Annotated in this window: 18 protein-coding genes and 3 pseudogenes; all 21 read left to right on the top strand. The window is 36.8% G+C overall.

The genetic code is table 11. The features are described from left to right. A pseudogene (locus tag WMO38_RS14275) lies at window positions 1–194 on the top strand (transposase); the annotation flags it as partial. Between the two features lie 384 nt (window positions 195–578). Then, window positions 579–1,463: a MerR family transcriptional regulator gene (locus WMO38_RS14270; protein ID WP_186836453.1), complete on the top strand. Its 885-nt coding sequence runs from the start codon at window positions 579–581 to the stop codon at window positions 1,461–1,463. 132 nt (window positions 1,464–1,595) lie between these two features. Then, window positions 1,596–2,339: a zinc-ribbon domain-containing protein gene (locus tag WMO38_RS14265; RefSeq protein WP_349163141.1), complete on the top strand. Its 744-nt coding sequence runs from the start codon at window positions 1,596–1,598 to the stop codon at window positions 2,337–2,339. A 28-nt stretch (window positions 2,340–2,367) separates the two neighbouring features. Next, complete coding sequence (locus WMO38_RS14260) at window positions 2,368–2,712, top strand: zinc-ribbon domain-containing protein (protein WP_349163140.1); 345 nt, start codon at window positions 2,368–2,370, stop codon at window positions 2,710–2,712. A 69-nt stretch (window positions 2,713–2,781) separates the two neighbouring features. Further along, window positions 2,782–2,991, top strand: coding sequence for a DUF6219 family protein (locus WMO38_RS14255; protein ID WP_349163139.1), 210 nt, complete (start codon window positions 2,782–2,784; stop codon window positions 2,989–2,991). A gap of 3 nt (window positions 2,992–2,994) precedes the next feature. Next, window positions 2,995–3,450 carry a thioredoxin-dependent thiol peroxidase gene (gene bcp / locus WMO38_RS14250; RefSeq protein ID WP_349163138.1) on the top strand — a complete coding sequence of 152 codons (456 nt, stop codon included), beginning with the start codon at window positions 2,995–2,997 and terminating at the stop codon, window positions 3,448–3,450. Continuing rightward, the gene (gene yaaA / locus WMO38_RS14245) at window positions 3,450–4,199 is read left to right on the top strand and encodes a peroxide stress protein YaaA (protein WP_349163137.1); all 750 of its coding nucleotides are present in this window, start codon (window positions 3,450–3,452) and stop codon (window positions 4,197–4,199) included. Before bcp ends, yaaA begins: the two co-directional genes overlap by 1 nt. A gap of 127 nt (window positions 4,200–4,326) precedes the next feature. After that, window positions 4,327–4,734, top strand: a complete 408-nt coding sequence (locus tag WMO38_RS14240) for a Fur family transcriptional regulator (protein WP_118009622.1) — start codon at window positions 4,327–4,329, stop codon at window positions 4,732–4,734. Then, window positions 4,727–5,347: pseudogene (locus tag WMO38_RS14235) on the top strand (flavin reductase family protein); the annotation flags it as partial. The gene WMO38_RS14240 and the pseudogene WMO38_RS14235, both read left to right, overlap by 8 nt. Before the next feature lie 18 nt (window positions 5,348–5,365). Beyond that, on the top strand, window positions 5,366–5,908 hold the full coding sequence (gene rbr / locus WMO38_RS14230) for a rubrerythrin (protein WP_117947600.1): 543 nt from the start codon (window positions 5,366–5,368) through the stop codon (window positions 5,906–5,908). A 275-nt stretch (window positions 5,909–6,183) separates the two neighbouring features. Then, window positions 6,184–6,336, top strand: a pseudogene (locus WMO38_RS15310) (phosphohydrolase); the annotation flags it as partial. Window positions 6,337–6,447: 111 nt separating this feature from the next. Further along, window positions 6,448–6,846 (top strand): bacteriohemerythrin, encoded by a 399-nt coding sequence (locus WMO38_RS14225; protein ID WP_349163136.1) that lies wholly within the window; start codon window positions 6,448–6,450, stop codon window positions 6,844–6,846. A 252-nt stretch (window positions 6,847–7,098) separates the two neighbouring features. Beyond that, window positions 7,099–8,025 (top strand): HAMP domain-containing sensor histidine kinase, encoded by a 927-nt coding sequence (locus tag WMO38_RS14220; RefSeq protein WP_349163135.1) that lies wholly within the window; start codon window positions 7,099–7,101, stop codon window positions 8,023–8,025. 321 nt (window positions 8,026–8,346) lie between these two features. Continuing rightward, window positions 8,347–9,414: a GGDEF domain-containing protein gene (locus tag WMO38_RS14215; RefSeq protein ID WP_349163134.1), complete on the top strand. Its 1,068-nt coding sequence runs from the start codon at window positions 8,347–8,349 to the stop codon at window positions 9,412–9,414. 474 nt (window positions 9,415–9,888) lie between these two features. Beyond that, on the top strand, window positions 9,889–10,104 hold the full coding sequence (locus WMO38_RS14210) for a helix-turn-helix domain-containing protein (RefSeq protein WP_186836461.1): 216 nt from the start codon (window positions 9,889–9,891) through the stop codon (window positions 10,102–10,104). A 172-nt stretch (window positions 10,105–10,276) separates the two neighbouring features. Continuing rightward, a complete protein-coding gene (locus tag WMO38_RS14205) occupies window positions 10,277–11,188 on the top strand; it encodes an ABC transporter ATP-binding protein (protein WP_349163133.1) in 912 nt (303 codons plus the stop codon). Then, a complete protein-coding gene (locus WMO38_RS14200; RefSeq protein WP_349163132.1) occupies window positions 11,188–12,090 on the top strand; it encodes an ABC transporter permease in 903 nt (300 codons plus the stop codon). The genes WMO38_RS14205 and WMO38_RS14200 overlap by 1 nt, the downstream gene beginning before the upstream one ends. A gap of 123 nt (window positions 12,091–12,213) precedes the next feature. Beyond that, on the top strand, window positions 12,214–12,831 hold the full coding sequence (locus WMO38_RS14195) for a sugar O-acetyltransferase (protein WP_349163131.1): 618 nt from the start codon (window positions 12,214–12,216) through the stop codon (window positions 12,829–12,831). Window positions 12,832–13,008: 177 nt separating this feature from the next. Continuing rightward, window positions 13,009–14,694 (top strand): S8 family peptidase, encoded by a 1,686-nt coding sequence (locus tag WMO38_RS14190; RefSeq protein ID WP_349163130.1) that lies wholly within the window; start codon window positions 13,009–13,011, stop codon window positions 14,692–14,694. Between the two features lie 107 nt (window positions 14,695–14,801). Further along, window positions 14,802–15,107, top strand: a complete 306-nt coding sequence (trxA, locus tag WMO38_RS14185; protein ID WP_349163129.1) for a thioredoxin — start codon at window positions 14,802–14,804, stop codon at window positions 15,105–15,107. 5 nt (window positions 15,108–15,112) lie between these two features. Then, window positions 15,113–15,700 (top strand): ribonuclease H1 domain-containing protein, encoded by a 588-nt coding sequence (locus WMO38_RS14180; protein WP_349163128.1) that lies wholly within the window; start codon window positions 15,113–15,115, stop codon window positions 15,698–15,700. The last annotated feature ends 139 nt before the right edge of the window (window positions 15,701–15,839 follow it).

The raw sequence follows: 15,839 nt of genomic DNA, 5'->3' as shown, positions 1-15,839 counted from the left end.
AAGAAACAGCTTTAAATGAGTTAGAATTGTTCAAAGATAAATGGGATTCCAAGTACCCGAAAATCTATAAATCCTGGAATGATAACTGGGCAACACTGTCCACTTATTTCAAGTATCCAGAAGCTGTAAGACGTTTGATTTATACCACAAATGCCATTGAAAGATTCAACCGTCAGCTTCGGAAAGTGACCAAAAAGGTATTTTATTAATTCATGAGAGGTGGGTCAAATCTAAGTGTTAAATTTTCAAGGTACAATATAAAAATGTGTTGAAGGCGAATGACATCTTTTGGACGCACAAAAGTCAAAAAAACGTCCAAGAGTAAAGATATACCGTTTTACCAAATAGACGGGACATACTTCATTTGATAAAAAACTAAAAAAACAGCGATTTACATCAAACTTACATCAATTGATGCAGAAATCGGTGCAAGCAAGAAAAAATTGCATAATTAGCAGAATGAATGGGCAGTCCTGAAATCGGGATTGCCCATTTTTAGAAAAAAGACGAAAAACTCTTGACCTGCACGCAGCGTATACGCTTATACTATCAACATAAATCATAAGGAGGTGCATCCGATGTTATTGAATGAAATTATAAATGAGGTTGGAATGACAAAGCGTGCAGTTAAGTATTATGAAGAAAAAGGATTGCTGTCAGTGGATAAAGATAACAATGGTTATCGTAACTATACTGCACAAGATGTTGAAACTTTAAAAAAGATTTCAGTATATAGAAAACTCGGTATTAGTATTAAAGACATACAGAGCCTTTTGGAAACTGGCGACAAAAGTATTCTTCTTCGTATTTATCAAGAAAAAGTGCAGGAAAAAGTTTTAAAGGACTCAGAACTTGAAGCTTTGAAGCAATTTATAGATGATGGTGACGCAGACAGAGCAAATGAGGCACTTGATTATCAAATCGTTGAAAATGCGATTGAGTCTTTGCTACCGGGAAAAGAATGGGGAGATTATTTTAAAAGTCATTTCAAACCATTTCTTAATGTAAGGTTGAAGACTTTGGAACAGAAGCAGGCACTACAGAATATATTAGAATATTGCGATGAAACGACATTGAAAGTTCCTTTTATTATGGGAATCGGTGCGAAGATGATAGGTGGGATTGCACAAGAAACCAGAACCGCAGATGAGATGATAGCCTATTATCGTGATATGAGTGAAAGCGAATATGAAAGACTAAAAGAAAAAGTATGGAAAGGTGCTAAAATGAAAAACGGTATAATGAAATACCATCCGGCATTTATTGCACAGAGAAAAATGCAGAAAAAGTTACAAAATAAAGGCTATAACGATATATTCATTCCTAATTTGATGGTTCTGTCTCCAACGTATGCAGAATATAAGAAAGCGTTAGATAATGTGAACGATAGAATGTGTAGAGAACTTGGACTGTATTATGATAGCAATTACAACTTAGTTATTAAAAAAGATAATTCTAAGTAAAAGTTAAACTACCCTTTGAGAGAGGAGAAATCCTTTTTTCAAAGGGCTTTTCTATTTGTACGGATATTCGCAAACTACAAGATAAAGCCAAAACTTCATATACTCTAAGCACAAGGAGGTTGAGGTTTGGCTATGAATAACAGTTTAGCAGAAGTACATCCGGAACTTGTTTCGGAGTGGTCGGAGAAAAACTTACCGCTTACACCCGATGACATTACTTTCGGTTCAAATAAAAAAGTATGGTGGAAAGGTACTTGTGGTCACGAATGGCAGACAAGCGTAAAGGCTCGTTCCAGTGGCGAGAAATGCCCCATATGCTCCGGTGCGAGAGTGATTGAGGAAATTAACGATTTAAGTACATTGAAGCCGGAATTGGCTTCGGAGTGGTCAGAGAAAAATGAAATCAAGCCGACAGAGGTATCTATCGGCTTACACAAGAAAGTGATATGGAAGTGTAAATTAGGACACGAATGGATAGCCACTGTAAAGAGTAGAACCATCAACAAAACAGGTTGCCCGTACTGCTCCCATAACAAAGTGATTGCAGGATTTAATGACCTTGCAACTCTGTTCCCGGAAGTTGCAGACGAATGGTCTGATAAGAATGAAAATAAGCCTACCGAAGTTATGGCGTTTGCAAACAGCAAGGCTTGGTGGAAGTGCAGAACCTGCGGTTATGAATGGAATACGCTTATCTCTACACGCTCAGGCGGCAGTAAATGTCCTTGTTGCAGTGGATATATATTTATAAAAGGCAAGAATGACCTAAAAAGTACACACCCACAGATAGCCAAAGAATGGTCAGAGAAAAACTATCCTCTGCAACCGGATGAAGTCAATGCAAAATGTATGGTGGCATTGCAAGAGATGCGGTAGCTAGTGGAAGTCGGTTATCAATGCTCGTGTGAAAGGAACGGTCTGCCCTGTTTGTGCAGAGCGGGAGGTACTTGCCGGATACAATGATTTGGCTACGACGGATAAGCAGCTTTTGACAGAATGGGATTATAAATTAAATAAGTTGAAGCTGACGGAAGTTTCAAGAAATTCAGCAAAGAGAGCATGGTGGCAATGTAGATATGGTCATTCTTGGAGTATGAAGATAAACGAGTGTACTGTTCTCGGAAAAGGGTGCAGAATATGTGAGCAGGAGTATGTGTCCGAAGGGTATAAGGTTGTTTGTAAGATTAAAGAAGTTGAAAACAATACAAGAGTAATCTTATGTGATTTGTTAAATAAAAGAAAACTATGAAAAATGCAGGTTTTGAAAAATAATAAATTGTTGTATTATGATGTTGATAATAAAATATGGAGGTGTATCATGAAAGCACATAAATATTGGTCAATCGGAGCAATAGTTACAATGGTTGGAACTTTTTATACAGGATATAAAGGGTTAAAAGCAGCACACAAATACTTTGCATTTGGCTCTCTGATATGCATGATTATGGCAGTCTATTCTGGTCATAAAATGATTTCTGGCAATAAGAGGACAAGAAAACAGATGGAATTGAAAGAAGTGGAGGAATAAAATATGTTAGAAGTAGGAAAAAAAGCACCGGACTTTGAATTGCCGGATCAGAATGGAGAAATGCATAAATTAAGCGATTATGCAGGAAAAAAAGTAATCTTATATTTTTATCCAAAGGATAACACGGCAGGCTGTACAAAGCAGGCATGTGGCTTTTCTGAGCGTTATCCACAGTTTACTGAGAAGGGAGCTGTTATTCTCGGAGTAAGCAAGGACTCTGTAGCGTCTCACAAGAGATTTGAAGAAAAATACGGACTGGCATTTACGCTATTAGCAGATCCGGAGCGTAAAGTTATTGAAGCATATGATGTCTGGAAAGAAAAGAAAAACTATGGAAAAGTCTCTATGGGCGTGGTAAGAACCACATATCTTATTGACGAGCAGGGAATCATTATAAAGGCAAATGATAAAGTCAAGGCGGCAGATGATCCTGAAAATATGCTTAAGGAATTGGCATAATGAAGATTATTTTATCACCTGCAAAAAAGATGATTGTAGATACCGATAACTTAGCACCGGTTGAGTTGCCTGTTTTTATTGATAAGACAGCAGAAGTATTAAACTGGATGAAAAGCAAATCAAAAGAAGAACTGAAAGCTATCTGGAAATGTAATGACAAGATTGCAGAGCAGAACTTTAACAGATTGGAAAATATGAATCTTTATAACAGGCTTACTCCGGCTGTTTTAGCATATGAAGGGATTGCATTTCAATATATGGCACCATCTGTGTTTGAAATCCAGCAGTTTGAGTATTTGCAAAATCATTTAAGAATCCTGTCTGCGTTTTATGGCATTTTAAAACCAATGGATGGTGTGACTCCTTATCGTCTTGAAATGCAGGCAAAGGTTGGAATTGGAGATGCAAAAAATCTGTATGAGTACTGGGGAGAATTGTTATACCGCTCAGTAATCGATGACAGTAGGATTATCATTAATCTTGCATCAAAAGAATACTCAAAATGTATAGAAAAGTATCTGACACCACAGGACAGATATATTACGATTGTATTTTGTGAGTTATCCGGAGATAAATTGGTAACAAAAGGTACCTATGCCAAGATGGCTCGTGGTGAAATGGTCAGATTCATAGCGGAAAATAATATTGAAAATCCGGTGGAGATTCAGAAATTTGACAGACTCGGATATTTGTTTAGGTCTGATTTATCTTCAGATTCAGAATATGTATTTGAACGCAAAATAAAATAGTTATTCAGGAAAAAGATGCTCAGTTTGAAAAATTTTATAATAATGAGAATTATTACTATTTTTATTGACAACAGGATAATAGTGGTATACAATCCTTATTAAGAACTAATCCTAATAAGGAGAACAAATGACAAGTAGGAGAAATACCATTCAAAAAGATCTTGTAAGAAATACCGTATACGAAATGAGAAGACACGTTACGGCAAATGAAGTGTATGAATTTATAAAAGAAGCATATCCAACAATTGGAAAAGGAACTGTATATAGAAATCTTGATATATTGGTAGAGGAAGGTGCCTTAAGAAAGGTTGAAGTTCCGGATGGACCGAACCGATTTGATTTTACATTGAAAAATCATTACCATGTAAGATGTATAAAGTGCGGTGAAGTTTTTGATGTGGATATGGATCAAATACCGGATTTGCTGGAAAGAATTCATAACACTCATGGAATTGAATTTGTGGATTATGATATTTCATTTAAAGGCATTTGCCCGAAATGCAGGGAGAAGGTAAAGGAGGAACAGCATGGATAGGAAAGCAATGTATAAGTTGAGTTATGGGCTGTTTATATTGACCGCTAAAGAAGCAGCAAAAGATAACGGATGCATCATTAATACAGCCATTCAGGCAGCTTCGGAACCAAACCAGTTAAGTATCTGTGTAAATAAGGCAAATTATACGCATGATATGATTCAAAGAACCGGAAAATTTACTGTATCAGTCTTAAGTCAGAAGGCACAATTTGAATTGTTCAAACATTTTGGATTCCAATCAGGAAGAGATACCAATAAGTTTGAAGCATTTGAGCAGTGTGCCAGGGGCACAAATGGTATTTATTATATTACAGAAGGTACAAATGCATACATTTCTGTAACGGTTACTAAAACAGAGGACTTGGGTTCACATACGATGTTTATAGGTGAGATAACCGATATGGAAGTTTTAAGCAATGTTCCTTCAGTAACATATGATTATTATCAGAATAATATTAAGCCTAAGCCACAAGAGGTTGGAAAAACAGAGGACAGTCAGACAATATGGCGTTGCAGAATTTGCGGATATGAATATGTAGGCGAGGAATTACCAGATGACTTTATATGTCCTTTGTGCAAGCATCCAGCATCAGATTTTGAAAAAGTAGTAAAGAAAACGGAGGTAAAAGAGATGGCAGCAAACAAATATGCAGGAACACAGACAGAGAAGAATTTACAGGAGGCATTTGCGGGAGAGTCTCAGGCAAGAAATAAGTATACCTATTTTGCATCTGTAGCAAAGAAGGAAGGCTACGAGCAGATGTCAGCTTTATTTTTAAAAACAGCGGACAATGAGAAAGAACATGCAAAGATGTGGTTCAAGGAATTAGCAGGAATTGGTGATACAAAGGAAAATCTGGCTGCAGCTGCGGAAGGCGAGAATTATGAGTGGACAGATATGTATGAAGGCTTTGCGAAAACAGCCGAAGAAGAAGGTTTCCCTGAACTTGCAGCCAAATTCAGAGCAGTAGGAGAAATTGAGAAGCATCACGAGGAGAGATATCGTGCACTTCTTAAGAATATTGAAACTGCACAGGTATTTGAAAAGAGTGAAGTTAAGGTATGGGAATGCCGTAACTGCGGACATATCGTGGTAGGAACAAAGGCTCCTGAGGTATGTCCGGTATGTAATCATCCGCAGAGCTATTTTGAAGTACATGAAGAAAACTATTAAGGAGATGAGATTATTACGAAGAAGAAAGTGATTAATTCAAAAAGGCAGTAATGATAGGCTGTGGACTTCCGGTATTGCACATGATTCATAGTGTCATTAATTATAAAAAATATTACTAAAATTCCATTTAAAACAGATGTGTCAAATGTGATTTTGTTTCATCATGAACATGCCGATGGAACCGGTCCTTAAAAAAAGTGGAATGAAATTCCATTGTTTGCAATGATTATTCGATTCAGAATGTGTTTAAGTGATAATTCTTTTGAAATGAAGCTATTGATATCTATCAGGCATTAACTGAGGACAGACCATATAAGAAAGGTTTATCGCACGAAAAAACATGTGAGATGCTCGATGACATGGTGCAGAAAGGTTTTGTTGATTCTGATATTTCCAAGAAAATTAGGGAATGTTTTGGTGGAATCTAACATTAAAAAAGAGAAAATATAGGAAATTCATGAGAAATGCATTTGCCTATTATGATTAGATCGTATAGAACAGGTTCATAAAACAAATAAAACTGAAAGTAGGATTAATTTATGTATGAAATGAAACCAGAATATTATATCGGCATAGATATGATAGACGAAGAACACAAGCAGTTATTTAAATATGCAGATGAGGCATATGAACTGCTTCATGATGAGTTTATACCGGATAAATATGATAGGATTGATATAATATTAGAAAATCTTCGAAATTATACAGTAAAACACTTTAGTGATGAAGAGCAGTATATGGAATCTATTAATTATAAGAAGATATTTACACAGAAAGTTCAACATCAGGAATTTATACATAAACTTGATGAATTTATGGAACATCACAATGATGAGGTAGAAGATCAAGATGAACAGATTATGGGGATTTTAAAATATCTCACAGAGTGGTTAGTTAATCACATTCTGTATGTCGATTGTCAAATTCCAAAAGACTGATATAGTAAGAAAGGCTGTTATTTTTTAGAGAGTAGCAGCCTTTTTTATTTTGAATATAAAATATGACACATACACTTGACAATATGCATACATAGAGGAAACGCATCAAGTGCTTGCTAAGCGAAACTTTGTGCTGGCAGTAAGAGGAGGTATCTTTGGTGATAAACCAACTGCTTACTATGACTTTGGAGAGTAGAAAGCGACAAGATAGCTGAGCATTGGGATATTGCACTTATATGTGGTTGTCTGACAATGTTTGTATATAGAAATGGTGTGTATTACATTGATTCATTGCAGGAGGCTGTTGAAGCCCAGGGGGATAATAAGGGTGATGATTCAGAACAGATATATATAAGTATTCCAGAGGATAAATGGGATGAATTTGCAAAGGATTTTTCTGTCCAGGTGTACAATAATAAGGCAGATTATAAAAGAAATAGTTTAATAATTTCAGCTTTACTGGCACTTCTTGGAGGCGGTGTTACATATTTTATAAGTGGACGGGCACTTAAACCAATTGGTGAGTTTTCTGATAAAATTGAAGAGGTGCAGTTACAGAATCTGTCCGATTCTCAGATAGAAGAAAACCAGGTTAAAGAACTGAACAGACTTAGTGTTTCGTATAATAAGATGCTTGAACGTCTATCGGAGGCATTTAAGATACAGAGGCAGTTTACTGAGAATGCGGCACACGAGCTTCAGACAGTGGGACGTGATGAGACGATTATAGTTAATGCACTTGTTGATGAGGTATTGGCGGATCTGGAGCCGCTTGCACAGGAAAAGAATATAAAGCTTATTGGAAAATGTAAGGATGTAAATATGGTCGGAAGTGATATTCTTATATACAGGCTTGTATATAATCTTGTTGAGAATGCCATAAAATATAATCATTCAGGTGGACAGGTTTCAGTAGAGGCATATCAGAGGGAAAAGCAGGTTTATCTGTCAGTAAAGGATACGGGAAACGGAATTCCAGAGGAACTTAAGGAACGTGTGTTTGAACCGTTCTTTCGCGTAGATAAATCAAGAAGCCGTGAGCTTGGTGGTGTTGGTCTTGGACTTGCACTTGTTAATGAAATTGTGCGGGTACACGATGGCAGTATTGCAATCAGGCCTAATCCATCAGGAGGAACAATAATAGAAGTGCAGTTTGCAGTTAACAGAATAACAGCTTAAGCTGTCTAGACATACAGTCTATTAAATAACACATACAATAAAGTGATAATTAAAGTAGTAATTATTACTATTTTGTTGACTTATTTATGTAATTTTTATATTATATAATATAGATTTAAGGTGTTTGAGGATTGCGGGAATTACATAGCAATTAAGCGGTCCGGTTACATCAGTAAGTGGCAAAATTTACTTTTGACATTCTCATCATTATATAGATATAATTAAATAAGGTATAGATAAAGCTAGAAATAATATGCGTAAATAAAATAATATGAAATAATGTACAATAAATATAAAATTGTGTATTATTGAGGCGTTAGTATGGAGAAAGAAGAACAATCATATAAGAAAAGTAAGAATATAGTAGGAATTATCCAAAGCTGTTTAATATTGATACTGATAGTTCTTATTATATTTATTATGGTGGATATCAGCAGGCTGCAGGGTACAGCCCGCGTAATAAATTATGCAGGTCTGGTACGTGGAGCTACGCAGCGTGAAGTGAAGCTGGAAATTACAGAAAACCAGAATGATGAATTAATTAAATATCTTGATGATATTCTTAATGATTTGAAATATCAGAATGGACAATACAATCTTGTAGATCTTCAAGATAAGGAATATCATGACAAGTTACAGATTCTAAGTGACTACTGGGAAGAATTAAAAAAAGAAATCAAAGCAGTAAGAGAAGTAGGCTATCAAAATACAGATATTGTTAATATGAGTGAAATATATTTTAAGATGGCAGATGAAACAGTATCCGCTGCGGAAAACTATTCAGAAAGGATAGCTGTTAAAATCCGTACTTTAGAGCTGTTGTCAGTACTTGACATGCTATGTCTTGTGATATTGATTGTTATACAGACCTTAGCAGCCATGAAAATGTCTGTACTAAACAAGCTGTTAGAACAAAGAGCATATACAGATGCCCATACGGGATTGCCAAATAAAGATGCCTGTGAAGTGCTTCTTAACAATAAGGAAACAGTTGCAAAGCATACAGCGTGCATGATGTTTGATTTAAATAATCTTAAGATTATTAATGATACAAAGGGACATTCAAAGGGAGATCAGCTTATATTGAACTTTGCCAGGCTTTTACGCAATGTAATTCCACAAAAAGATTTTGTTGGAAGATATGGCGGAGATGAATTCATGGTAGTTATCTACAATACAAGCAAAACGGAAATTGAGGATATATTAAAGCAGCTAAGCAGGGAAAAAGACAGATTAAACAGCAGTGGTAATAATATGCCAATCGACTATGCATGTGGATGGGCAATATCAGATGCTGATAGTGAGTGTACAATACAGATGCTATTAGATAAGGCAGATTATTATATGTATGAAAACAAACAGGCATATAAAAAGTCTAAGAAATCCTGAAATAAAGATTAGAAAATGATATTTTGTACATGTCGGTATATAATTAGGTAGGATTGTGGGAGAGTGTAGCAAAAAACAAACTGTGGGTATCAAGGGGCTGTCGTACCTAATAAATGAACTGCTCCCTGTCAAGTAGACAATTGAAAAAATATAAATTTTTCCTGCCAGCAGAAATTTATCTGCTGGCAGTTTTTATGCAATGTCCTGTTCGTATATTGGAATCCTCTGTCACTGTGAAACAGTGGATGCGAACTAGGATTTCTAAGTAAAGCATTGTCTGCCGTATCAAACACCAAAATGTGCTAATATGACAAAATTGAAGATAAGGATAAAGGAAAGGTAGTATTTGTAGTTGATGGAGGGGTTGTGTGTAGAATAATTTACCATTGACGAATCAGAATGACAAGGGTATAATACATTATGACAACTAAAATTGTCAAATAGACAAGCAAAATTGTCGAACGGAGGTGCTATATGATACTGCGAAATCGTTTAAAGGAACGCAGGGCTGCATTGAATGTTAATCAGCAGGAAATGGGACGCTTATGTGGTGTATCAAGGCAGACGATTAGTTTGATTGAACGTGGCGATTATTCGCCGTCCGTTACCCTTGCCTTAACGATTGCAAAAGTGTGCGGTGTTGCGGTGGAAGAAGTTTTTTATTTACAGGAGGAAGAAGATAATGGATAAAAATGAAATTGAGAGGGCAAATCGGAAAGCTCTGCACCAATTTATGCTCATTATGGTAATATGATTCAGTGTGTTTGCTGCGACAGGGTATAATGCAATGCTTGGAATAGAACTGTATCGGATGAAGTTTTAGAAAACGAACTTGCAACATTAGAATAAGGAGGAAAATGATATGGAATCAGATATAATTAAAATCAGCCATCTGAATAAAAGCTTTGGCGAAGTAAAAGCAGTAAATGATTTAAGCTTTCGTGTGAAAAAAGGAGAATTGTTTGCGTTTCTTGGAGTAAACGGTGCGGGGAAAAGTACAACCATTTCTATTCTCTGTGGACTGCAGAAAAAAGATAGTGGAACGGTTCAGGTAAACGGAATAGAAACTGACAAAGCAGGTGAACAGACAAAAAGGATGATTGGTGTTGTATTTCAGGATAGTGCACTTGATAAACCGCTTACGGTGAAAGAGAACCTAATGAGCAGAGCTGCTTTGTATGGCATTACAGGAAAGGCTTTTGATAAGAGATTACAGGAGCTGGTCGAGATTCTGGATTTTGACGAGTTTTTAAACAGGCCTGTAGGTAAGCTGTCGGGAGGTCAGAGAAGAAGAATTGATATTGCCCGTGCATTATTGCACAGACCGGAGATTTTGATTCTTGACGAGCCTACTACAGGGCTTGATCCGCAGACAAGGCAGTTAATCTGGAATGTTATTGAGAAACTTCAGAAAACAGAAAATATGACAGTATTTCTGACTACACACTATATGGAAGAGGCTGCTAATGCCGGGTATGTTGTGATTCTTGACAAAGGAAGTATTGCAGCACAAGGTACACCGTTTGAACTTAAAAATGATTATGTACAGGATATCGTGTCTGTTTACGGTGTTTCCGAAGATGAAATAAAGACATTGAACAGAGAATATAAAAAAATATGTGACGGATATCAGATAAAAGTAAGAAATACGCAGGAAGCAACGGAGCTTATTGTAGAAAATCAGGAGCTGTTTAGGGATTATGAGGTAGTAAAAGGCGGTATGGATGATGTATTTCTTGCAGTCACAGGAAAGAAGCTTGGAGGTGAACGCTGATGAGAACAGTATTGGCATTAATGAACAGGAACAGAAAACTCTTTTTTAAAGATAAAGGTATGTTGTTTACATCAATGATCACACCCGTCATTCTGATTGTTTTGTATGCTACGTTTCTTGCAAAGGTTTTCAGAGATTCTTTTACAGCAGCAATTCCGGATATGATTACGATTTCGGATGAGCTCATTAATGGAACCGTGGCAGCACAGCTGACAGCATCACTTATGGCAGTGAGCTGTATCACTGTAACATTCTGTGTGAATCTGACTATGGTGCAGGACAAGGCGAATGGAACAAGGAAGGATTTTAATGTTTCACCGGTCAGCAGGGGAAAAATCTATTTGGGATATTTTCTCTCAACAGTTGCTAATTCTTTGATGGTCAATGGACTTGCGTTTGTATTATGCCTGGGATATTTACTTAAAATGGGCTGGTATATGAATACAGCAGATGTATTATGGGTTTTATTTGATATGATAATGCTCGTCCTGTTTGGAAGTACGCTTTCAAGTATCATTAGCTTTCCATTGACAACACAGGGACAGCTTTCGGCTGTGGGTACAATTGTCAGTGCAGGTTATGGTTTTATATGTGGAGCTTATATGCCGATTTCAAATTTTGGATCAGGTCTCCAGAAGGCACTGTCTTATTTTCCGAGTACATATGCCACTTCATTGATTAAGAATCATATGCTTCACGGAGTATTCAGGGAGATGGAGAGAAAACATTATCCGGGTGAAATGGTTGAAGCGATAAGAGACACTCTTGATTGCAATCCGGTATTTCATGGAAATGTTGTAAGTGTAAATCAGATGATTGGCATTATGATTGGAAGTATAGCTGTATTTGGAATTATTTATTATTTGGTTATATTGCTGTCAAAGGGTGAAGGCAGACGATAGAAAATATTATCTCCGAAAGTATTGCCGGAGAGGAGTTAATTTAGTAATAAAAAATGCAGTATTTATGCGGCCGGTGGCGTTTTTAAACGTCTAATTATAACTTTGGATTGGAGGTTATCAGGAATGACAGAAAGAGAAAAAATGATAAACGGAGAGTTGTATGATCCAACGGATAAGGAATTAGAACAATTACGTCTGAATGCACGTAAATTATCAAGAAAATATAATTTGACGGACGAAGATTGCTCAGAAAAGCAAATGCAGATATTGAGAGAATTATTGTCGGCAACAGAGGAACTTCCGTATTTACAGGCACCTGTTTATTTTGATTATGGATGTAATACGTTCTTTGGAAAATTCAGCTCTGCTAATTTTAATTTTACATGTTTAGATGTATGCGAAATACATATAGGGGATAATGTGATGATTGGTCCCAATGTCACATTGGCAACTCCTATGCATCCATTATTACCAGAAGAACGCAATATCCGAAAAAGAGAAGATGGCAGTTTTTATAATCTTGAATATGCGAAACCAATAACTATAAAAGATAATTGCTGGCTGGCATCTAATGTGGTTGTTTGCGGTGGTGTCACCATAGGAGAAGGGTGTGTAATTGGTGCAGGAAGCGTTGTGACAAGAGATATTCCACCCTATAGTCTGGCAGCTGGAAATCCATGCCGGGTTATCCGCAAAATAACTGAGAAAGATCATATGTCAGATGGAATTGAAAAATTCTAGTTTGATGTAGAAAAAATCATTTATTCATGTCCTTTGTCATATAGTTTCTGTATATTTTTGGGAAGTTTATCAGGCAGGTACTTTTTTAATGTTTGCATATTATAGATTTAAAGCAGATATGATATATTTTGTAATTATCGGAATAAGAATAATATGAAATATAAAAAAGGAGCATATATGGCAAATCAGAAGCTGGAAACGCTGTTAAATGTCAGCATGCAGGCAACGCAGGAAGATAGGGCAAAATCGCCTGATTTATCGGCAGGAGTAGATGAAGAAACAGGTATATGGGAAATTATAGTTAAATATACACAGGATTTATCACAATTTTCAGCAAAATATCCGGGTATGGAAATATATGAATTACTGGGTGGATATGCAATTATAAAAATAAAAAAAGAATACATTGATTCATTGTCACAGGAAAAACAGATACAGTTTATAGAAAAGCCTAAAAGATTGTATTTTCAATTGAGTAATGAGAAATCAGATGCCTGTATAACACCGGTACAGGCAGGATCTGACAATCCATACGGATTATTTGGAGAAGGAGTTATAACTGCAATTATAGATTCAGGAATAGATGTGACGAATCCTGATTTTAAAAATGAGAATGGAACAACAAGAATTATCGGTATATGGGATCAGGACAGAGATATATTTTATGACAGCAGTCAGATAGACAGATATTTGGATGGGGAAAATCCAAAAGGGATGCGTGCACAAAGAGCCCCTGGATTTGATATAAGCGGACATGGAACGAATGTTGCAAGAATTGCATGTGGTAACAGAGGTGTTGCGTCAAAATCCGATATTCTTGTAGTAAAGATGGGAAATACAGACAGAACATCATTTTCTGGTACAACGCAGCTTATTAAAGGGGTTGATTTTTGTATAAAAAAAGCTGCAGATTTGGGAAAACCTGTAGCAATAAATATAAGCTATGGCAATAATTATGGTGATCACAGTGGCAGCTCAATTCAGGAAAGCTTTATTAATACAGCTTCTGCATCATGGAAATGTGCAATATGTGTCGGAAGCGGCAATGAGGGGCTTGGAGCAGGACATACATCAGGCAGGCTTCGACAGGGAGAGGAACAATACGTCCAGATAGCTGTTTCTGAATACGAGACATCACTTAATATCCAGATATGGAAAGATTATTGGGATGATTTTAATATTGAGGTAATAACTCCGGCTGGCATAAATCTGGGACGTATTAGCCGATATAATACATTGAACACGGTAAGTACCGGGACGGAAAAAGTGCTGTGCTATTATGCACAGCCGCTTCCGTTCAGCATGAGGCAGGAAATATATATAGATATTGTTCCGGTAAATAATTATATAACATCAGGCTTGTGGAGAATTAATTTCATACCGGATAAAATAAGAACCGGCTTCTTTGACATGTGGCTTCCGGCTGCAGCTTCACTGAATCCTGAGACAGGATTTACACGTCCGGATTCTTCCCTTACTTATACGGTTCCGTCAACATCATCCAATGTTATAACTGTTGGTTCATACAATGCAGCGACAAACACGCCATCTCCGTTTTCAGGAAGAGGGTATGTGACACAGTCAGAATCAGGAATTGCAGTAAAGCCGGACATAGTGGCACCTGGGGAAAATGTGCGTATAGATGAAAGGACTATAGTAAGCGGTACGTCATATGCAGTACCATTTGTTACTGGAGCATCAGCACTTCTAATGGAATGGGGAATTGTGCGTGGCAATGACTTGTTTCTTTATGGCGAAAAATTAAAGGCACATCTTATAAAGGGAGCCTTACCGCTTAATGGAATGAATATACCAGATGATGCTACCGGGTGGGGGAAAATGTGCATGGCACAAAGTATATAATTTTCTTGATTTTATAACAGCCATATGGGTATAATAATTCCACAATACATTCCGTAATATAAACGGTTTGTCAGATATAAAAAAACATTCAGAAAAGAGGTTTTATTATGGTTATAACACAGAATAATTTTAATACGGAAGTTGAAAATAGCGATAAGCCTGTTCTTATTGATTTCTGGGCATCATGGTGCGGTCCATGTATGATGATGTCACCTGTAGTCGAGCAGATAGAAAAAGAACATCCTGAAATTAAGGTTGGAAAAGTTAATGTAGATGAGGAAATGGTGCTCGCACAGAAATTTATGGTTGTCAGTATTCCTACACTTATTTTATTTAAAAATGGAAAACCGGAGATTACATCTATAGGTTTCAAAGGAAAGGAAGAGCTTGAGGAAATATTCAAGCTGAAATAATTTTTATGGCACAGAAATTTTACGCAGTGCGTGCCGGAAGAAAACCTGGAATATATATGTCGTGGGAAGCATGTAAAACACAGGTTCATGGCTTTGCAGGAGCACAGTACAAAAGTTTTACGACAAGAGAGGATGCAGATGAATATATGAGTGCGGCAAAATGCAGTCATGTCAGGTCGGAAGCATTTGCATTTGTTGATGGTTCATTTAATATATCGACATCAGTATATGGTTATGGCGGATTTATAGAGTATAAAGGTGAACGATATGAACTTATGGGAAGTGGAAACGATGCTGATATGGCATCAATGAGAAATGTTGCAGGAGAAGTGCTTGGCAGTATGGCGGCAGTAAAAAAGGCGATAGAGCTGGGAATCAGGTCGCTTGATATTTATTATGATTATATGGGAATTCAGATGTGGGCAACAGGTGAATGGAAGCGTAATAAAGCCGGAACTATAGCATACTACGATTATATTCAGTCAGTAAAAAATGATATAGAACTGCATTTTGTAAAAGTTAAAGGACACTCAGGCGTAGAAGGCAATGAAGAGGCCGACAGGCTGGCAAAAAAAGCGGTGGGCATACAATAAACAAATAACCCGGCATTTACGGAAAATGAACAGAACCCATGTTTATTCCGTAAATGCCGGGCTTTTTATTTACGCGTGTAACGAGCCAAAGTCCGTGCTTGCACGAGACCTTGGCGACTGCCGCGATAACTTGAGAAAC

This window comes from Lachnospira hominis (ex Hitch et al. 2025) (assembly GCF_040096395.1).
GTDB classification, from domain to species: domain Bacteria; phylum Bacillota; class Clostridia; order Lachnospirales; family Lachnospiraceae; genus Lachnospira; species Lachnospira hominis.
This window is presented reverse-complemented; position numbering and strand designations above follow the sequence as displayed.